This is a genomic window from Apibacter sp. HY039 (assembly GCF_004023655.1).
In the GTDB taxonomy this organism is placed as follows: Bacteria; Bacteroidota; Bacteroidia; order Flavobacteriales; family Weeksellaceae; genus Apibacter; species Apibacter raozihei.
The window spans coordinates 746,273-766,241 of record NZ_SAYM01000001.1 but is presented as its reverse complement, the minus strand read 5'-3'; the positions used below and the strand labels follow the sequence as shown (position 1 = coordinate 766,241).

Here is a 19,969-nt window from a genome sequence, read left to right as displayed (position 1 = left end):
GTTTTAATGAGTTACTTATTTTTATTATTAGATGCAACTCATCCTAATTTTCCATATATTTTTTGAAAAATTTAATCGTACTCATTAAATTCCCGTGCTATGGGATGTATAAAAACTACCCGCTGATCCTAAAGAAAAAAAACCGAGTTTCCCATTGGGCAATAAAGAGTAAGTGAAATGCAGATGCGGTTATCTCCTCATATTTACCTAGTAAATACTTAGCTATATTTAGATGTATCTGTAGTGTCCGTAATGATGTTTAAACTTTTGGTAACCTCTTCCCTTTTTGCATCGCTTTTAATACGTTGTTTTTGATGCTCAATATGGCTGGACTTTGATACTCTTCCATCATCTCAAGCGTTGTTCTAAGCTCATTGGTTAATTCCGGAAAAGGAAAGCACAATTCATAGGCTATCTTTATACACAACGATTTTACTCCGGGAAGTTCTTCGACAGAACTCATTCTTTCCAAACAGAAATCAAGAAAATCTACCCTAATCTCTTGGACGAAGGGTTGTTTGTAAAGTAAATTCAGTATAAGCCTTCGCTTACCTCCATGTTTACAAGTCAACACCTCATCTATTAATTCATTTTGTTTAGGGTATAACCATGGATTCTCTTGAGAGGTTAAATGGGTAAAAACCCAGGCGGCATAATACCCTACCGTTTCATCTGCCCCTCTAACCAGGGTATATAATTTTTCTTTTCGCCCCTCTTTATCACGAATCAGACAAAGTATCTCTTTGACATCCTCCATTCCGATGCGAGCAGAAAGTTTAGTAGTAAAATCAATCTTAGGCTTATTTATCAGCTTGACAAAATTTATTCTCTACTAAAGTAAGTAATTCTTCTTTAGGTCCAATTTAATAGTTAAAAATAAATTTACTTTCTGATTGAAAAATTATTTACTTGTTCTAACACTAATACTGTCTGTTGCATCCTGTACGGCTATATCTGCTAATTTCCTTCTTGCATTTTCAGAAAAATATCCACTTATCAATGGAACAAAGAAAAGAGCAATAGAAGCTCCTTTGGATAGTAAAGAATTAGGATTATTCAACGACCATTTATTATTATTGACACTATCATCCAAGTGAGATATAGCATTATTTCTCATTGCTGGTGTAACCCTGTTTTGATTATAATTACTATTTCTTTTGACTGCATTATAAACATTTTCATACTTAGGATTAGCTTGTACCTCTCTCCATATATTTTTAGCTAATTCACTAGTATTTAATTGTTGTCTATTCATAGTAGCTAATTTCTCAAATTGAGCCTGTAAGGCTGCATCTTGTATAATTAATTGTCCCGTTCTATATAATTGTACCACTCCTGCTAAATCTTTAACATTCGGTGGTGCTCCTGATAAAGCTGCATCTTTTAGAGATTTCCCAGTTTCTTCGCCTATAGTTTTAATATCGCTGTAATCCTTTGTATCTGCATTATTCATTCTTTGATAAATCTCATTATCTGCATAAGCTTCATTACCTCTCATTATGTACTGTTGATAGGAGGTCATAGCATAAGTTGTTCCGATACCTCCAAGAGTAAACAAAGCTCCTAATTTAGTAAATATACCTTTCATTGCATTCAAAAAACCACCTCCTTTACCCATTAGAAAACCTGATGCAATGGCTCCTGCTGTTACCACTGTTGTTTCCTTAATATTTTCCCAGGCAATAGCTTTAGCAGCTTTACAAGCCACATCATAGCTAATAATAGGCTGTAACATTCCTCCACTATCACACATAAGCATAGATGATTGGGTAATTGCTCTATGCCCATTAAAATAAACTGTTTCTTTAAAATTTATCCATTTCCCTTTTTGTAAATGAGAAGTGCAACTATGAGTAATAATTGTAACCGCTGCTGCCACCACTACTACGGCTATAGCTCCTGCTATAACCCAGCCAACAGGATTAGAAGCCAAAACAAGTCCTATAAATAGTCCTCCTATTCCCATGACTATATTCATAGGACTTTTACAAATAAATTTTTTATCTGTATTCTTATCTTCTACAGTTAAAAGAGCCTTATCTTTCTTATAAAACACAGAAACTTTAGCTCTGGTTACATCCAATTTTTTAGGGTCCGTATTTAGCTGATAAGTACAAACTACCCAAGTATCTTTAGGTATATAGGCTTTACTCATTTCTCATTTTATTTTTTCATATATAATATCAACTATTAGACAAATAAATAATCCTACAAAAGGTAGGATTAAATGACTATATTTCAGAAAAGTATCATAAGAAGTTTTACTTTCTGGAATGGAAGTGCTTTTAAAAAATATTTCAACTTCTTCTTTAAATTCTTTTCCAATATAGGTTATTAGATTTTTATCTTTTGTTTTTATTCGTAACATGAATAACTCATTAAGAGGTAAACAAATGTGATAGTTTTCAATATCTGACAATAGAATAGTATATTTATCAATAGTAATAGTTATACTATTTTCTGAAAAAATAATCTGAATAGATTTTTTCTTCATCTGATTTAAAATTAATCCGTACGTTGCAGCTCCTACTGTCAGAAACAAAAAAAAACGTAGTTTTTCAAAATAAAAACATATAAATAATACTACGGTAAAAACAGGCAACCATAAATAAGCGGTTTTCATCATAGTAGAATAATTATATGCTTTTCTCTTAATCATACTATAGATAACTAACTATTAATGAAGTGATAATCATAAATATAAAAATTACTACAATAGGTAGTATATTGATAAATTCCCCTTTTCTAACTAAGCTAATCGTACTATTTGAAAAGTAATCATTTATTATATCCTTTTCCTTTATGTCTATAAAAAAGAATTGTTGAGATATTTTTTTAGTTTTTATTCTTAAAACACAAAAATTTTGCAAAGAAAATTTAAATAAGTTATAATTTAATATTTCAGAGATATTTATCTTACAATTTTCTATATTAATATCATTTTCCTCAAATATAATTTCTGTTATGCTTTTTTTAATTTTATATAAAACTGTACTGTATATACATCCAAAAAGTATTACACACCCCACAAATAAGAACTTTGCATTTATTTGTGTTATCAAATAGATACCTAAAATAAAAAAGGGCATGCTTAATAAAATATATTTTTGAATTATCTTATAATTATATGCTTTGACCTTTATAATTTCATTCTCTTTATACATGTTTATAACTCTATCATTTTTAGCTCAAATTTAGTAATAATTTCATAATTATTTTTGATTTGTTCACTTAATGAAGCACTGGCATTAATTAACAACCCTGTTTTGTTCTCTATTACATAAGTAATTCGGTAGATATAGTCAAATTCCGTATAAGAGAATTTTATTAATGGTTGATACATCTCTGTATATAATCTTAGTAATTCTTTTTCATCCAAATTCTCTTTATTTAAAGTTCCTACTAATCGGTAGGTAGTAGTTAAATCATCTTCTGTAGCTATACTTTTAACTATTTGGGTTTGTAACTTTATATTAGGGAATATTTGTGATTGCTGATTTAAAGTGTATTCTTTTAAGTCATCCTCTAAATTTGCTTTGAGCAAAATATGATAGAACAAATTTTTATCCAATACTTCTGCTAATTCTCTATTACTGGAAAACTCTTTATTACCATTTTTAATAAAATCTTTAATAGTATCAGAGCTTCTTTTTTCCAGTTCCTGAAAAAAGGGAATATTTTTAACTTCTTTATTTAAAAACCTTTTCCAGTTATTCTCAAGTGTTCCTAAATTATGAATTTTAGATATTATACCTGTATTGTCTTGAGTAAAAATAATTTGATTTCTTATTAGTTCTATTTGTTTGATAAGTTCAAAGGCTTCTTGCATTCCTTGAGGCTGTATGGAAGTAATATAATCTTCTAATGTAACATTCAAGTATTTTTGTTCTTCTTTATCTAAAGTAGAAAATAAATATTGTGTTTTGAGTTCACAAGAGAAATTAGGAGTGCCATCTATGGTTATTAAATTATCTTGTCTGCATCGATAACGAGCTTGTTTTATAAATTCTCCTTCAGGGATGGTATCTCCTTGTTTTCGTTCTACATTTACTTGTTCTTGAATTTTAATTGGAATTTTAATTTTCTGCCCATAAGAAACAAACGTTCCTCCAATAAAACCTCCAAAAGTTTTCATATGGGGATTCAGAGCTTTTATCGCTTCTGGTGTGGTATTGTATTTATCAGCAATAGAAGATAGTTTCTCTTCTCCATCTACTATATGTATTTTGTATTCCATAGTTTTAAAAACAAAGCTATTTTAAGATAAAATTTATTTTGTTTAAATTTTACGTATAATTTTCATGAATAAAATTTCTTCTTTCGATATATGTCTTTTATCAAAATAGGATTTTGTATTAGCTTGAATATAATTTTTAAAAAATATTGAAAATTTCTTACTGAATGAAATATAATAAAAATACTGGAATAGAAATATAATCTTCCCATAATTAGTAGCAATTTGATATTTTAAATTATCCATAATCTTTGAATTTTAAATTTGTAAAGTTCAAAGATTAGAAATAAGCTAAAAACAATCAAGAAATAAAGACTTAAAAAGGGTTTAAATACTCTAAGGGTTCAATCTAAGGTTTTTTATAGTTTTGGTTTTAAATAAGATAAGTTAAAAAAATATTATCTTATTGGATATTTTTTTAATAGTTCTTTTTTTCCTCTTATATCTAATTTTTTATAAATATTTGACATATGTGCCGAAAAAGTTTTTTCTGAAATATGTAATTGTTCGCTTAAGTCTACATATTTTATTTCTGGATTTTCAACTACAATTATAAAAATTTCTTTTTCTCTAGGGGTCAAATTTTGAATTTCATCATGAGAGGATAAATCTTTATCATATAAATAATAAGAGATCATCAAAAATAAAAAACCTAAAGTATATAAACTCTGCTCTATATCCTGATTATCACCTAATATTAACATAATAATAGGTAAGGAATATATACTGAATAATCCCATTATTCCTGAAATAATTCTAAATCTATTAATTTTATCGTGAATAATTCCCCATTTTATAAACTCCTGATAACTAGTATTAAAGAAAACTATTGTAATAATAAGTATAGGAATTACTAAGAAAATATTTCTTGATAAAACAAGATTATTTGTAATAGTATAAGGAAGTATAAAAAGAAGTACTAAACTGAGGCTGCATACTATCAGTATAAAATAAAAATTTACAAATTCAATGACTTTAATATCATGTTCTGTATATATGTAATAAAAATAATATATAGTTGTACTTAATCCTACAACATAAGCCAATATATTCTGGGAAAGGATATTTATACTTAAGTTGCTATCTGGCAGAAGTCCAGATGTCAAATTATTTAATAGAATACATACTGATAGCATAAAAAATTTTATATGATATCCTTTATATTTCCTTTTAGTAATATTTAATAATACTGGGAATAAATTAATAAAAGCGATGCAAATATAAATGAATGTAATAAAATGAACTTCTGTACCAAACATTATTAATATTTATATATAAAAAAATAAAAATCAAATCCAAAATCATCTTTATTTACACCATATATTTTAAAACCATTTTTTTCATAAAATGTAATATTTTGCATAGTTGATGTTTCTAATACAATAGCTTCTTTTTTTCCTTTATAATATTCTATAATCTCCTGTAGAAAACCAGAACCTTTACCTTTTCCCTGCTGTAAGACATCCACTCCTAGAAACCATAACTGAATAAAATTCATGTTTTTAGGCAATGTTTCATGAGTGATCCTTTCTTTTTTTATTACTTTATGGGCGTTTTTTAATCCACTAATACAACAGGCAAATTTTATATCCTGTATAAAGGTTCCTGATGTAGTTTTCTTTATTTTGTGGTCTATAAGTATGGCACAGGCAGTTTCTTCTTCATTTAAAAATATATCTCCAAATTTTTCACCCTGATATAAAGAATAGTCCATTAATCTTGAAATATATTTTTCTTTTTTTTGTTTTAAAACATAATTCACAGATTTATTATTTACAAAAGCTTTTGTCAGTATATAGTTAATTTTAGTATAATTTTCACTTATTGCTTTTTTCATAAATCAAATTTTATAACTGGTAAGAATAAAATAAAAGGCTAATTTAAGATAAAATTTTATTTTTCTCAATTTTCAATAAATGCTCCTATTATTCCGCCTAAGATACTATAACGCTTTTTAGGCTGTTTTTTATTAAATATATCAATACTTATACCTTTCTCTCCTATTATATGCTTATACTCATAAGTAATTGTGTATTTTCCTTTTTTAAATATATCCCTCAATTGCTCTCTAATTTCATTAATTATATCTTCATCGGGAATATTCTCTAAAAATTCTATTTTATCATCCTTAATTTTTACTTTAGTGCTTCCTTTATACAATTCTATCTTATATAAAAGATATTTAGGTTTATCTATAAAAGATTCATAAATAACCGGAATTATCACACTTGCTTTATTTAATAAAATGTTTGCTTCGTAAACTTTAGCCCAACTATCTAAGGGTGCTTGTATTTTTATTATATCATAGCTATTTTCACATATTTCATCGTAAAAATAATTTAATGAATGAGTATCATTTTTTTCTTCTAATCTTTCTAAATAAAATATGTAATCTTTATTTTCCAAAGAATTAGACACTTTATCTCTAATAAAATAAAATTTATAGGAATTAGGAAAAAAATTTTTCAAATTATAAATAGATGTCGAGTCGTCTATCTCTTTTATATCATAAAACCTTGCTTCATAACCTGGTGAATATTTCATATCTAATGAAATAGGATCAACTCCTACTATATGACATTGTTTATTTTTCTGCAATTCTTGAGATTGAAGAATTGATTTGTAAATATTTAACTTAACTGTATCTATTTCAGAATCACATATACTATACATGGAACAGCTATCCTTAATTTGCCCATTAAGTAACGATGTTTCAATAAAGAATAAACTAAGAAAAAGTAAAACCTTCTTGTTATACATTTTCTTAATTTACCACTTTTACAGATTTAATTTCTCCTTCTTTAGTAAAGCGCACTTCATACAGCATATATTTTCGTTCTATTTCTTCATTATTTTTTATAGAACTATACATAACTGGTATGATTTCGTATGGTTTTCCTTCCGCTACACTTGACAAATAAAAATAAAGATTAATCCAGTTTGTCAATGGCTTATATATTTTAACATACATATAATTTGAATCATTCCAATCATTGTATTTAGAAAATGATTCCTGGAGCATTTTTCTTCGTTGATCATATTCAATATATTTTCTTTCATTCAATTCTTCATATATCTTATAATTATCAGGAAATATTTTTATTAACTTTTTAACTGTAATAGAATCTTTCTGTTCTTTAATTCTATCGTAAAAAAACACATTATCAAGAAAAAAGATTTTATTAAGATCTATATCCAAATCGAAAGTTTCAATATTAATTAAATAACTCTCATTTTGATTTTTTATCTCTTTCGATAAAAGTATAGATTTATAAATTTCTGCTTTCGTAGAATCAATTAATTTTCTATTTAAACATTTGTTATAACAATTTTGCCCTTGTAAAATTGAACTGAATAATAACAGACTAAATAAAATCGTATATATTTTCATTATATTTGTATTTTATTAAAATAGTATAATTTGTTTGCGCTAATTTTAAAACATTTTCTAAATTTATTAAAGCTTTACCTTCCGTATTTGGGCATTTAGAGGCTGGTTCAGGTGCTCCTGGCCATATGTAAGAATCTTCAATATTTTCATTACACTTTTCATGAAAACCAAATGTAGTTACAAAGACTTGTTCTTTTGTACTTGTCTCTATAATATTAGATTGTTTTCTCTCAGCAATTCCTATCTCAGCCCGTATAATATTACCTAATAATTTTTCTATTTCTGTAGCTCCAACGCTATCCAAAGGTGGAAGATCAAAATAATTTAATATAACATGTCCTATAAATTCATGTTCCAATCCTCTGGCTAATCCCATGTACCGATTAGAAAACTTGGGCTTTTCAATATGATAAATATTATATGCCTTATCAGATTGCGCCAATTCGTATTTAACTCCTAAAGGTTGTAACTCGTCATCATAATCCCCTAAATCAATTAAAGCTAAAGAATGCTTTCCTTTCATCTTTGGACAATCTCCTAGAAAAACCGGAAATACTTCATGAGCATTATTCGGAATACTTTCTTTCCATTCCGAATAATTACTGGTAATCTTATACCCAAAATTATATCCAAACAATAGTTTACCTTTAGATATAGTTTCCGGGTTCAGTTCCCTTTTCCAATGTTCTATAGCTGTAGGAGACACCTTTTCATACGCCGGGTCACAGTCACCTTCATGATATAACATTTCATTTTCTTTATCATAGGCAATCTTTATACCGTACTCTTCATTAAAAGCTTTATGCAGCTTGGGGGGTATTTCATAGATCTGCTGTCCCTGCTCATCATAAAACCGGGTATGGATTCCTCCTGCCTTAGCTTTCAGCACAGCTTCGGCTTTGCCTTCTTCTTCGGGAGTACTAATATATGCATAAATCGTGATTTTACGCGAACTTTCGTTTCCGGAAATATCTAATGTTACTTCCTGCTTACCCTTAACGCCTGTTACCTGTTGGATAGTTTCTTCATCACATTGTAATGCCCAGCAAACCTGCCGGGGTTCGGACGGCATTTTTATTTCACGGGTAAACCGGACAATCCGGAACTTATAGGATTTCCCTTTTTCTACTACTGAAACCTGTTCTCCCTGTTCATCCAGAGGGCCTTCTATTTGAGCCACCTGTAAAGGTAAAGGCGGCCGATAATCATTCAGGTATTGTACACCTCCATTTCTGCCTATCATATTGACCTGCCTGGCATTAAAAGTAAGATCTCCTTCTGTAGCTGTAAGGGTTATAGATTCTTTAGCTCTCTTTACACTTTTGCCTCCTATAATCCGGACTATTTTTCCTCCCTTCATCGATTTACAAAATACAATAATACACATTTATTTATCGCAAATATAATAAATTAAATTATAAATATTAATTTAAACCATAAATTTTAGATATAAATTATCTCATTATGTTTTATTGTTTAAACATTTTATACAATTACTCATTAAAAATATAGTTGGGTATTCTTTTTTTTAAATAGATAGTTTAAAGAACATCCAATACCTATGAGAAAAACCGGTTCAGATTCAATTCATTAGTTTTTAAGATTGATATACGTTTACCCTAAAAATAAGATTACAGGAATATACTGACGGATACAGATTCTAACTACCAGCGTGTCCAATGAATAAACTGATGAAATTTTTCAATTCCCTGTTCTCCCGGATAGGTTCTTGAAAAACGAGTGAGTGAAAAGGGAGCAAAATAATAAACAAAAGACCATAGTTCTTCCTTAGGATAATAACGTATATGCAAGGCTTCTTTTTGCGGGTCTATAGGAGGGTTTACACTGAGCATCAGCGTATTCATTGAGGTAATTCCAACTATGCGGTCTTTAAGTTCTGAAGCCTGAATTTCTAATACAAGCTCAAACATTCGAAGATACTCGTCTCCAAAGGAATCAAGAAAAAATTGGCCGATACTCTCCCAATGGACAGGCTTAAAATTGTCGTATTTTTAGTTATGACGATTCATATCTCTTAATTTCGAAAGCTATTAATGGTAAAGTTTACAATCTTTTCAATCCTATTTCATCATCAATAAAATTACTTTCCAATACAGAAATCAACTCTACACATAAATAGTATATTAATATGAAAGTAGTAACACATTTCGTAAAAACTACATTATAATTATACCTTCTAACAGTAGAAGTATTTACTAATTCTAAAGATATATTTCTCATCAATATATATGAAAAAATATTCAAATGAATTTAATTTAACTTCATCATATAAAAAATATTTGTTCCATTAATTTACAAGAAATCAATCTCTTTATTAATTTCAAAATTTGAACATTTACCTTAATAGTCAAGTATTATATATGCTTTTAATATCTTTTTCCCTCCCACTAGCTTTATATAATTTATTCAAATACTCATACATATATAAACTTTGTTTATTCTTAATTCTTAAATCTTCCAGAATTTTTATACACTCTTCCTGATAAGTTATAGCTCTATTAAGATCATCTTTTAATAAACTATATTTTGATAATTGATTATAATAACTCATCAATAAACCATCATTTCTATCTTCTACAGGAATCATATTATGATATTTAATTGCTTCTTCTATCAAAAGAATTGATTTATCAAAATCCATTGTAACACTATATAATTCAGCTAATATATTATATCCTACTCCTACTTGTGAATCCCTATAAAAGTTATACTTTTCCCTGATTTTTAAAACTTCAACAAAATATTTCAATGCATTCTTTACATCCTTACTATATATGTATGCTTGACTTAGATTATTCAAAACAGTTATTAATACTAATAATTTATTTTCTTTTACAATAGAATCTAAATTACCATAATATATATAAACTGATTTTTTTAAGTATTTTATTATATTCTCTATATCATTAAATGTATTTAGACTTAAAGCTAAATTATTATACATTGTTGCAAGTGATATATCATCTTTTAAAACATAGTTGTCAGTTCTTTTAATTAAATCCTTCCAATAATCTTCAATATTTTCTCTGATATAAAAAAAACTTGATAAGTGGAGATATTCATTTTCTAAAACTAATAATGGTAGATAAATTTCACTACGATATTCTTCTTTGATTGAATTCAGTATGGATTCTGCATATTTAAGATACTTAAATGATTTATTAGGAGAATTATATCCTTCTCTAAGTCTATGAGATAACCAGATAATATATCGTGCAAAAGGAAAGAAGAACTTTTCCTTTTGTATAGAGTATAAAACAGAATCTTGTATTATTTTATGAATTCTTATACTTTTTCTTCCATCTTCATATTCAATAAACCCTTTTCTTTCTAACCCATTTATCCAATTCGAGATTTCAATCTTATTACTCTCATAATATTCTTTTCCACATATTAAAACTATATCTTTAATTATAATATTTGTAGATGGTAATAATGATAAGAATTTCAAATATGATTTTTCGGAAGTACTTAAACCCTCAAATGTAAACTTTTGTAGTATATAATCAAAAATTTGAATTAATTCATTCTGTAATTCAATATCAATTTTAAAGATATTTTGATTTAAATTTTGTTTTTTTAATGATTCTAAAAAAAACTCAAGTGTCAAATCAAAACTATTTTCAATAGTCTTTGCTACTAATTCAACTATTAAATTATTACTACTAACATACTCTAAAAAATCATTGAAAACTAAATCATCTATTTCTATTCTCGTACAATATTCACTAAATATTTTTTTAGATTCTTCTCTTTTTAAATTTGGTAATTTATAAGAAACTATTGATTTAAAATAATTTCTTGATATTATTATAATTTTCCAATTATTTAAACTTAATATTTCATTTAAACTACATGGATCATCAACATCTTTTTGAATATCTAATATTAGTACATTATTTCCTCCTATTCTATTTAGTTCATTGAGAATAAACTTAAATTGTTGGTTGAGTGTATTCTTTTTATTTAATTTCAAATCTAAATTAGATAGTAATATTTGATTTAAAACAAATTCATTTTGTATGGACTTCTCAATACTTAACCAAATAATATGTTTAAATTGCTCATAATATAGAGATAGCAACTTCTTAACAAATGTAGTTTTACCAAAACCACCAATATTATAAATAGCAATAACTTTATTTTCAGATAATATTCTCTCTGCCTCCTTTATCTCTTCTTCCCAACCAAAAATTTTATTAGAATCAATATTAGGAAGTAACGTTAAATTTTTCTTTATTTGTTTTGGCTTTAATTCTTTTATTTCTGAATTAATGTTTTCAATATTCTTCTGAAGATTTTGTATTTCATTTTTTAAATCATCTATTTCTACCCCCATAAGAAGAATAAATTTATTATTTACTCTTTCTGATACTTCCTCATCATTAAATGATAATATTTTTTCTAAACCTATTTTATTTAAACATCTATTAGATATTTCAGATTCTTGAGAACATCTATAAATTTCAGATAATAACACTCTGAATAATATATCTACAGATCGATTTTTAAATTTCTTATTTGCTAAAATAGAAAAGATTTCTTCTCTTAAATTTTTAATAGATTCTTCTGTTGTTTGCTCTCCAAATCCCCAATGAATTGTCTTAGTAAAATTTAATACGATCTCTTCATTATCAATTATATACTTTATATTATTGTATTTATCATTAATCTCTTTTTTTAGTTCTAAATTCTCTTTTATAAATTTCAGTTTATTTTCTTTAATCTTTTTTATTTCATCAATAAGTATTTTTTTTATTCTTTTAAAGAAAACACATTTATCAGAATCATCATGAAATATTGTTTTATCAACCCATCTACTAAGCAGTTTTTCATTTTTTTTGATACTTGAATTTGTAGTAAAATAAAAAACAGGATCTAATTTTTCATTTTTATACTTTAAGTAAAGTATAAAAAAATCAAAAAGTGTTTTTTTTATCTCTTCAGAATTTAAACTAAATGATGAAGTATAACACTTCAATTGAGTAAACCTATACTCTTTTCCTACTTCTTTTATATCATTCTCTACTTCAGTATAAATTTCATCTTCACTTCCATTAACAAAGTTTGATATCCATTTTTTCAAAACAGATAGATATTGATAATAAAATCCTCTATTAGTAGAAATAGCATCTGTATTCCTTTTAAAAAAATCTATAGTATCAAAATCTAGTTTCAAATTTTAATTTAATTATTTCTTTCAAATTTAATAAATTATATTAATTTATCCCGCCTCCAAAAACTGTAAAGAAGAAGTTATCATATAACCAATTATTTTATCTCCATTTTTATTATGGTAAATTACTTTTACCATAGCTTTTGAAACTTTACCCCAATCCATAATAAAATCAATTTTATCTGCTTCTGTAAGTTTATAAATTTGGTATTTTTTAAATTATTCATTATTAAATAATTTAGAATACAGCTTTTACTTAATGTCTTTTATAATGAAAAAACTACTTTAGTAAAATATTTTCTAAAATATGAATGTGCCAAAATCTAAACCATTTGAAATATTAAAATCACTTCCTACGTACGGTCCTATGTATATTCCTATTTCCCAAAATGGAAAACCTTTTTACTATGAAGGCTTGCCTGTTCGTTTTTATAAATCAGACGGAAGCAGTTGGGTGGCCAATTTTGAAACAGGAATAACCGATTTTAATACTATTTTTGAACTAGAAACACCTTATATATTAGTTATTTCAAGTGGCAAATGTTTTATAATAAATCCAGATAAAACACAACCTATTGAAATTTTTGGAGGAGACTATATTAATTGCCTTTCATCTAACGACGGAAGAATTATTCTATATAACGACACACGCTTAACTGTTATAGATTCTAAAGGAAATTACTGGGATTCTGAAAAAATTTCATTTTACGGTTTAGTAGAAATGAAAATATCAGAGAATAATATAATTACAGGTCTTTTTTATGAACCTACGCCTACTGATGATTTATGGATTCCTTTTGAATATAATATTGACACGAAGAGTTTCCTATATGATAAAAGTATTATAAGACCTTATTATAAAAAATTTAATGATTCTTTCGTAGAAAATAAAAAACCGTGGTGGAAATTTTGGTGATATCTTTCTAAAAACTTTATTTTTAACTAAATATAATTACCTGTTATTTTCAAAAGTCTTTTACAAATTAATACCAACAAAAATTGATTCCAAGCCTCTTATTACAAATCACTTCAACTACAATAATTTAGGCTTTAAAATTGCAAATTACTTTCCGATACAAAACTTACCAAAAATATTTCCGAGCAATTCATCGTTAGAAACCTGTCCCACAATTTCACCTAAGGCTTCCAATGCTCTGCGCAGATCAATAGCTACCAGCTCACTACTCAGTCCGTTTTGCAATCCTTCTTTACACAAGACCAAAGATTCTTTCGCACGAACCAACGCATTTAAATGCCGTGCATTATTTACAATGGTTTGTGAGGTTGTTTTTTGCTGTTCTATATAGGCATACATTTTTTCCTTAAGCTCGGTGAGATCCGGATTGGTTTTCACCGATAAGGTAAGTACCGGGTAAGTTTGCAATATCTCTTCCGGTATTGATGAATTATCAAAATGGGATATTTTATCCTGCTTGGTCAGGCAAATCATCAGATACAAATTATCTCTGTGAAATTTATTTAAATCTGTACGAACTTCCTCCCAATCCAAAGATTCCATATCAGCCAGATATAAAATAATGGAAGCTTCTTTGGCTTTTTCCATTGCTTTGGCTACTCCAATCGCTTCAATCGTGTCTTCCGTTTCCCTGAGTCCGGCCGTATCAATAAAACGGAACTGAACCCCGTGAATAATTAAGGATTCTTCAATCGTATCCCGGGTAGTTCCGGCAATATCACTGACAATGGCACGATCTTCCTGTAACAGAGCATTCAATAGCGTTGATTTTCCGGCATTCGGTTTTCCTAATATGGTTACAGGCACTCCGTTTTTGAGAGCATTTCCATAGGAAAAAGAATCAATAAGCGGCTGAACGGTAGTAAGAATCTGATCCATTAGCCCGATAAGCTGGGAACGGTCGGCAAATTCCACATCTTCTTCCGAAAAATCAAGTTCCAGCTCCAGCAAAGAAGCCAAATCCAGCAATTCTATCCGAAGTTCCTTTAAAAGCGAAGAAAAACCACCCCGCATTTGGGACAGAGCCATATCGTGGCTGGCTTTATTTTCTGCTGCTATCAGATCCGCCACTGCCTCCGCCTGGCTTAAATCGATTCGTCCATGAAGAAAAGCACGCTGGGTAAATTCACCTGCCTGTGCCAGACGACAGCCTTGGGTTAATAAAAGAGAAAGTATTTTTTGTTCTATATAATGAGAACCATGACAGGTTATTTCCACCAGGTTTTCCGCAGTAAAGGTTTTCGGGGCACGAAATACGGAAACCATTACCTCGTCTATAATTTCTTCTCCGTCCCTGATATATCCGTATACGACAGTATGGGAAGAAGCCTGTTCCAGGTTTTTTCCTTTAAACACAGAATTAACTATAGATATAGATTCGTTTCCCGAAACCCGTATAATTCCTAAGGCTCCGATGCCCTGCGGAGTCGCTAATGCACAAATTGTATCCTGAAACATTTTAATTTCTTAATATTTGACAAAGATAGATCTAAGATCTTTTTTACTCTCGTTTTTTTATTATTAGTTTGTAGTATTTCTCCTTACCTTCTTCATAGCCTATTCCATAAACTTTTTCAGAAAAATAAAAAACATGATCATTTTCCCAAAAATATCGATGAATATTACACACATTCGAAGTTTCACTAAATATATTTCCCATTTTATGTAGCCTTTCTCCTTGATTAGCTCTCTGAATTATATAAGTTGAACATTCCTGACCTCCATAAATCCCGCTGATTCTATACAAACGTTAAGGAGAAAACATCTGGGTTGCCGGATTCCCTGCTTCATAAATAGACTCTCCGGTAGTTAAATCATAACCCTCATCACTGGAATGACCTCCCTCCATTAGTAAAAAATTATATTCCGGATAATAGGCTAGCAAAAGTCCTTCTTCCGTGTAGGGCAGGAATACCTTTTCTTTACCATTTAAAGCCTTAAAACTATGAACTAAAATAATATCATACTCATTTTTCTCCATTTCAACTTTACCCTTTATCAGAGTACGGATACTATCAATATCTGTCACACGAAAAGGTACTGGTTCATGAGTTTTAAATTTATCATATAGCCGATTAAATAATACGGAATCCTTGATTTTATAAAGAGTAAAAGAATATAGACTATCAGGAGAATATAAGCAGTCTATTTTACTGAAATGATTCATCTCTGAATTTTGTATTTTTTCAGATACATTCAGCGGATTTGTTGAGTTATTACTTTCCTTAGATGTAAAGGTGCAGGATGCATAAAGCCAACAGAACGTAATAAAGAAAAGAGTATGTTTATTCATTGCATTTCCGATCTATATAAAGTTTCCCGTTAATATGGTCAAACTCATGCTGAAATATAATTCCGGTATAATCCTCGGCACGGCTACCGCCATTAAAACGATTTCTAACCTTTTCTCCATTCTGGTTTATATATTCCACTTCCACCCAGGCATACCTTCGGGAGTTTCCATATTGATCCGGAACGGATAAACATCCATCGTTCCGAAAGCAAAACAGTTCCTCTGAATGAGAAACAATTCTGGGATTAATTGCCACCTCCACACTTTTTTCCGGAAGATCTAAACGATAAAATAAAAAAATATTCCTGTTAATTCCGATTTGAGGCGCTGCAATACCTACCCCGTTTTCAGCCAGCATAGTCAGGTATAGCTTTTTTACCAGCTGAGGCAGGTCTTTATTCTTTCGGCTGTTTTTTATATCTACCGATCGACGCCTTAAAATAAGGGAATCAGATGGATTTTTCAGCGTAATGAGACGCGCCGGAGATTCCGGATTTTGATAAATCAAGGTCTTTTCAGACTCCGTAAATACCGATGCACAGCCTGTAAAAAGAAATAATATTAAAAGAGGTAACCAAAGTTTCATCAGAACAAAAATACTAAATTCTGACGGCTTATTATAAAAAATACCCCTGAGTCTGTACAACTTCAGGGGCATTCCATAAAATATAAGCAAAAAATTATAGCAAACTGTAAAGAATTCGGAGACTGGAAATAATAACCAGTATAGCCACAGCAAGCACAGCTGCCCGCTGAGGTAATTTACCTGCCAGACGGGCCGCAATAGGAGCCGCAATAGTTCCGCCGATAATAAGTCCGGCCACTATGTACCAGTGGGTTACTCCTAAGTATATAAAAAATGTAATCGAAGCCGACAGTGTAATAAAAAATTCTGCCATACTTACCGTTCCCACCACATATCTGGATTTTCTACCCTTAGATAAAAGAGTGGATGTAACAATAGGCCCCCAGCCTCCTCCTCCGAAAGCATCAAAAAAACCTCCGGCAAAACCCAGAACTCCGGTATGCTTGATTTTCTTTTTTTCAATTTTCTTACGAAAAGCAATAACAATCAACCGTATACCTATAATCATCGTATACGTGGCCAGTACGGCATAGGCAATGGTTTCGTACTTGTCGCCTACATAAATAAGGAGCAAAGAGCCTATAATAGCACCAATACTTCCGGGAATAGCCAGCCAGAAAAGGAGTTTTTTGTTTACATTGCCGAATTTATAATGTGAAAATCCACTGATTCCGCTGGAAAACATTTCGGCAATATGCACACTCCCGCTGATGGCCGGAAGTTTTATTCCGAAAAGCATCATACTGGTCGTAGAGGTCACTCCATAGCCCAGCCCTATGGCACCGTCCACCATTTGTGCGAGGAAGCCTACTCCTATCATGGCATAAAAAATGGTAGGCACATCACTCATATACATTTGCAGTTCCTGAACTGAAATTAAGGAAGACAAACCATACCCTATAAAGACAGCCATGAATATCATGGAAATATCAAAAGCCAGGCGCTTATATTTTTTCCCTTCCTTTTTATTCAGCTCTTTCTTGCCTAATATTTCCGTAACTTCATTTAGAGCTTCGAGCTTGGTTTTAAGGTCTCCCTGATGTTGGTTTCTGAACCGGTTCAGGTTTTCAATGCTTTCATGAATATTTTCCGGAATTGATGCTTCCAGATATTCGCGAAGCCTTCTGGCCAGAACCGGAGATTTCCCGTTTGTGGAAATAGCAATTTTCAGATGCCCTTTATTCACAATGGAACCTAAATAAAAATCACACAGGTCGGGCTGATCTGCCGCATTTACCAATATGCCTTTCTGGTTGGCTTTTTCTTTGATTTGTCTGTTAAAATCGGAGTCGTCAGTAGCTGCAATCAGAAAATCAATCTCTGAAAAATCCGCATCTTCCAGCGTTCGTTCTTCCCATTCGATATGAGGGTGTTCCTTCAGAACTGCTTTCAGCTCACGGCTGATTTCTTTGGCTATAAGGCGGATGGCTACCTTAGGGTTTTGCCGCAAAAGTGTTTCGGTCTTTTCCAGCCCTATGTTGCCTCCTCCCACGATAAGAAACCGGTGAGTATCTGTTTTAAGAAATATAGGAAATAAAGTATTGTCCATGGTTTGATTTATTTTGAATTCCTCCGCAATTTCAGAGGATGGAAAGTAATTCGTGTATTGGGCTTTATCAAATCCCTCAGGCAGAAAAGCTGATTCTGTGGGTAAAGTCTCCGAATGTTTCATTGGGTAATTGTTCTTGAGTATATTGGGTAAAAAGTGTATCTAATTCCGAAAGAATTTCCGACTCATCCAGCTGTTTTTTGTACAGCTGATTCAGGCGCGTTCCCAGACGGTCTCCGCCCAGCATCAGATTATACTGTCCCGGACCGGTTCCTACAAACCCGATTTCTGCTACATAGGGTCGACCGCAGCCATTAGGACATCCGGTCATCCGGATACTTATTTCTTCTTTATCCAACCCATGCTTTTCCAGCAATGGCTCAATTTTAGTTACCAGCTCCGGCAGATAACGCTGTCCTTCTGCCAATGCAAGCGGACAGGTAGGTAAAGCCACACAAGCCATGGAGCTTTTACGCAGGGCACTATCTTTTTCCTCTATTCCGTATTTAGTAATCAGCTGTACCACCTTTTCTTTATCCTCTTCCGATATGGAACCCAGAATGAGATTCTGGTTACAGGTAAAACGGAAATCAGAAATATCAAGCAGTGAAAGCTCATGCAAAAATTCTTTTTGATAAGGTTTAACTACCCCGTGCTCTACAAAAAGAGTATAAAACCACAAATTCTGATGATTTTTCAGCCAGCCGTATCGATCGTTTCTTTCGGTAAATTCATAGTCCTCTGGAGGTAACAAAGAAAACCCCGTTCTTTTTTCCAGCTCAGCAACAAAGTTTTCAACGCCCATTCGATCCAGCGTATATTTCAGCCTGGACAATTTCCGATCGCTCCGGTTTCCGAAGTCTCTCTGGATGGTAATTACCTCATATAAAGCTTTCAGGATCTTCTCTTCCGTATCTGCAAAACCTATCAGGGTTCCCAATCTGGGGTATGTATCCGGATTTCCATGGGTGGCACCCATTCCTCCGCCTATAGCAATATTAAATCCCCTGAATTTCCCCTCTTTAATTATGGCAATTAACCCTAAATCGTTGGCAAAGACATCCACATCATTGGAAGGAGGAATGGCTATGGCTATTTTAAATTTACGGGGCAGATAACGATGCTGATATAAAGGATCTGCTTCTGCCGAACGTTCGTATATTTTTTCTCCGTCTATCCATACTTCATAATACGATTGCGTTTTAGGAAGGAGCAGACGGGAGATTTTATCTGCATAGGCATGTATTTCTTCAAATAGAGGGGATACCTGGGGATGCGCACTGCTGATTACGTTCCGGTTTACATCGCCGCAAGCAGCTATGGAATCCAGCTTAGCCAGAAGAAATCCCTGGATGGTCGGACGCAACTGATGTTTCAACAATCCGTGAAGCTGAATGGTTTGACGTGTGGTAATTTTCAGCGTACCTGTACCGTATTTTTGGGAAATTTCATGAATGGACTGCCATTGTCCGGAGGAAATTACTCCTCCCGGAATACGAAGACGAAGCATAAATGAATACAGCCTTTCCAGCTTTTTTTCGGCTCGTTCATTTCTCCGGTCTCTGTCATCCTGAACATACATTCCGTGAAATTTAATCAGGGCCTCATCATCCGGGCGAATAGTGCCTGTATAGTTATCCGTGAGACTAGCACTCAGGCTGCCTCTCAGCCCGTCACTTTTCTCTTTAATTATTTCTATAGGTGATAATTTTTCGTTATTCATTGCATTTTTAAGGTTGGGTT

The 19,969-nt window shown here is 30.9% G+C and carries 19 protein-coding genes; 1 reads left to right on the top strand and 18 read right to left on the bottom strand.

What is annotated here, in order from left to right; translation table 11 throughout:
• Positions 1–259: 259 nt before the first annotated feature.
• From EQ921_RS03420 to EQ921_RS03365, 12 genes are all read right to left on the bottom strand, one after another.
• Positions 260–757, bottom strand: coding sequence for a hypothetical protein (locus EQ921_RS03420; RefSeq protein ID WP_221410460.1), 498 nt, complete (start codon positions 755–757; stop codon positions 260–262).
• 144 nt (positions 758–901) lie between these two features.
• Positions 902–2,155: a PAAR-like protein gene (locus EQ921_RS03415; RefSeq protein WP_128330561.1), complete on the bottom strand. Its 1,254-nt coding sequence runs from the start codon at positions 2,153–2,155 to the stop codon at positions 902–904.
• 3 nt (positions 2,156–2,158) lie between these two features.
• Positions 2,159–2,659: a hypothetical protein gene (locus EQ921_RS03410; protein WP_128330560.1), complete on the bottom strand. Its 501-nt coding sequence runs from the start codon at positions 2,657–2,659 to the stop codon at positions 2,159–2,161.
• Between the two features lies 1 nt (position 2,660).
• Entirely contained in the window at positions 2,661–3,164 is a 504-nt protein-coding gene (locus tag EQ921_RS03405; protein ID WP_128330559.1) for a hypothetical protein, read from the bottom strand.
• A 2-nt stretch (positions 3,165–3,166) separates the two neighbouring features.
• Positions 3,167–4,237: a LysM domain-containing protein gene (locus EQ921_RS03400; RefSeq protein ID WP_128330558.1), complete on the bottom strand. Its 1,071-nt coding sequence runs from the start codon at positions 4,235–4,237 to the stop codon at positions 3,167–3,169.
• 395 nt (positions 4,238–4,632) lie between these two features.
• On the bottom strand, positions 4,633–5,370 hold the full coding sequence (locus tag EQ921_RS03395; RefSeq protein ID WP_164875569.1) for a helix-turn-helix transcriptional regulator: 738 nt from the start codon (positions 5,368–5,370) through the stop codon (positions 4,633–4,635).
• 125 nt (positions 5,371–5,495) lie between these two features.
• Entirely contained in the window at positions 5,496–6,071 is a 576-nt protein-coding gene (locus EQ921_RS03390; protein WP_128330556.1) for a GNAT family N-acetyltransferase, read from the bottom strand.
• A gap of 65 nt (positions 6,072–6,136) precedes the next feature.
• A complete protein-coding gene (locus tag EQ921_RS03385; RefSeq protein ID WP_128330555.1) occupies positions 6,137–6,994 on the bottom strand; it encodes a hypothetical protein in 858 nt (285 codons plus the stop codon).
• A gap of 4 nt (positions 6,995–6,998) precedes the next feature.
• Positions 6,999–7,625, bottom strand: coding sequence for a hypothetical protein (locus EQ921_RS03380; protein WP_128330554.1), 627 nt, complete (start codon positions 7,623–7,625; stop codon positions 6,999–7,001).
• Complete coding sequence (locus EQ921_RS03375; RefSeq protein ID WP_128330553.1) at positions 7,600–8,985, bottom strand: hypothetical protein; 1,386 nt, start codon at positions 8,983–8,985, stop codon at positions 7,600–7,602. Before EQ921_RS03375 ends, EQ921_RS03380 begins: the two co-directional genes overlap by 26 nt.
• Before the next feature lie 304 nt (positions 8,986–9,289).
• Positions 9,290–9,556, bottom strand: coding sequence for a hypothetical protein (locus tag EQ921_RS03370; protein ID WP_128330552.1), 267 nt, complete (start codon positions 9,554–9,556; stop codon positions 9,290–9,292).
• Positions 9,557–9,993: 437 nt separating this feature from the next.
• The gene (locus EQ921_RS03365) at positions 9,994–12,732 is read right to left on the bottom strand and encodes a tetratricopeptide repeat protein (RefSeq protein WP_164875568.1); all 2,739 of its coding nucleotides are present in this window, start codon (positions 12,730–12,732) and stop codon (positions 9,994–9,996) included.
• 397 nt (positions 12,733–13,129) lie between these two features.
• On the opposite strand from EQ921_RS03365, the gene EQ921_RS03360 reads away from it, so the two are divergent.
• Positions 13,130–13,738, top strand: a complete 609-nt coding sequence (locus EQ921_RS03360; RefSeq protein ID WP_128330550.1) for a hypothetical protein — start codon at positions 13,130–13,132, stop codon at positions 13,736–13,738.
• 147 nt (positions 13,739–13,885) lie between these two features.
• Here the strand turns inward: EQ921_RS03360 and mnmE are convergent, their stop codons facing one another.
• The 6 genes from mnmE to EQ921_RS03330 form a co-directional block, all read right to left on the bottom strand.
• The gene (gene mnmE, locus EQ921_RS03355; protein WP_128330549.1) at positions 13,886–15,256 is read right to left on the bottom strand and encodes a tRNA uridine-5-carboxymethylaminomethyl(34) synthesis GTPase MnmE; all 1,371 of its coding nucleotides are present in this window, start codon (positions 15,254–15,256) and stop codon (positions 13,886–13,888) included.
• A 43-nt stretch (positions 15,257–15,299) separates the two neighbouring features.
• The gene (locus EQ921_RS03350) at positions 15,300–15,545 is read right to left on the bottom strand and encodes a hypothetical protein (protein WP_128330548.1); all 246 of its coding nucleotides are present in this window, start codon (positions 15,543–15,545) and stop codon (positions 15,300–15,302) included.
• 3 nt (positions 15,546–15,548) lie between these two features.
• Complete coding sequence (locus EQ921_RS03345) at positions 15,549–16,091, bottom strand: hypothetical protein (protein ID WP_128330547.1); 543 nt, start codon at positions 16,089–16,091, stop codon at positions 15,549–15,551.
• Complete coding sequence (gene def, locus EQ921_RS03340) at positions 16,084–16,749, bottom strand: peptide deformylase (RefSeq protein WP_221410459.1); 666 nt, start codon at positions 16,747–16,749, stop codon at positions 16,084–16,086. Before def ends, EQ921_RS03345 begins: the two co-directional genes overlap by 8 nt.
• A gap of 22 nt (positions 16,750–16,771) precedes the next feature.
• Positions 16,772–18,226 (bottom strand): TSUP family transporter, encoded by a 1,455-nt coding sequence (locus tag EQ921_RS03335; protein ID WP_128330676.1) that lies wholly within the window; start codon positions 18,224–18,226, stop codon positions 16,772–16,774.
• A 76-nt stretch (positions 18,227–18,302) separates the two neighbouring features.
• Entirely contained in the window at positions 18,303–19,949 is a 1,647-nt protein-coding gene (locus EQ921_RS03330; RefSeq protein WP_128330545.1) for an NADPH-dependent assimilatory sulfite reductase hemoprotein subunit, read from the bottom strand.
• Between the last annotated feature and the right edge of the window lie 20 nt (positions 19,950–19,969).

Excerpts from the sequence above, each read along its gene's own strand:
- EQ921_RS03420 (WP_221410460.1), bottom strand. The coding sequence starts at position 757 with ATGGAGGATGTCAAAGAGATACTTTGTCTGATTCGTGATAAAGAGGGG.
- EQ921_RS03390 (WP_128330556.1), bottom strand. The coding sequence starts at position 6,071 with ATGAAAAAAGCAATAAGTGAAAATTATACTAAAATTAACTATATACTG.
- EQ921_RS03415 (WP_128330561.1), bottom strand. The coding sequence starts at position 2,155 with ATGAGTAAAGCCTATATACCTAAAGATACTTGGGTAGTTTGTACTTAT.
- def (WP_221410459.1), bottom strand. The coding sequence starts at position 16,749 with ATGCCCCTGAAGTTGTACAGACTCAGGGGTATTTTTTATAATAAGCCG.
- EQ921_RS03345 (WP_128330547.1), bottom strand. The coding sequence starts at position 16,091 with ATGAATAAACATACTCTTTTCTTTATTACGTTCTGTTGGCTTTATGCA.
- mnmE (WP_128330549.1), bottom strand. The coding sequence starts at position 15,256 with ATGTTTCAGGATACAATTTGTGCATTAGCGACTCCGCAGGGCATCGGA.
- EQ921_RS03395 (WP_164875569.1), bottom strand. The coding sequence starts at position 5,370 with ATGCTATCAGTATGTATTCTATTAAATAATTTGACATCTGGACTTCTG.
- EQ921_RS03385 (WP_128330555.1), bottom strand. The coding sequence starts at position 6,994 with ATGTATAACAAGAAGGTTTTACTTTTTCTTAGTTTATTCTTTATTGAA.
- EQ921_RS03375 (WP_128330553.1), bottom strand. The coding sequence starts at position 8,985 with ATGAAGGGAGGAAAAATAGTCCGGATTATAGGAGGCAAAAGTGTAAAG.
- EQ921_RS03380 (WP_128330554.1), bottom strand. The coding sequence starts at position 7,625 with ATGAAAATATATACGATTTTATTTAGTCTGTTATTATTCAGTTCAATT.
- EQ921_RS03360 (WP_128330550.1), top strand. The coding sequence starts at position 13,130 with ATGAATGTGCCAAAATCTAAACCATTTGAAATATTAAAATCACTTCCT.
- EQ921_RS03370 (WP_128330552.1), bottom strand. The coding sequence starts at position 9,556 with ATGTTTGAGCTTGTATTAGAAATTCAGGCTTCAGAACTTAAAGACCGC.
- EQ921_RS03335 (WP_128330676.1), bottom strand. The coding sequence starts at position 18,226 with ATGGACAATACTTTATTTCCTATATTTCTTAAAACAGATACTCACCGG.
- EQ921_RS03400 (WP_128330558.1), bottom strand. The coding sequence starts at position 4,237 with ATGGAATACAAAATACATATAGTAGATGGAGAAGAGAAACTATCTTCT.
- EQ921_RS03405 (WP_128330559.1), bottom strand. The coding sequence starts at position 3,164 with ATGTATAAAGAGAATGAAATTATAAAGGTCAAAGCATATAATTATAAG.
- EQ921_RS03330 (WP_128330545.1), bottom strand. The coding sequence starts at position 19,949 with ATGAATAACGAAAAATTATCACCTATAGAAATAATTAAAGAGAAAAGT.
- EQ921_RS03410 (WP_128330560.1), bottom strand. The coding sequence starts at position 2,659 with ATGATTAAGAGAAAAGCATATAATTATTCTACTATGATGAAAACCGCT.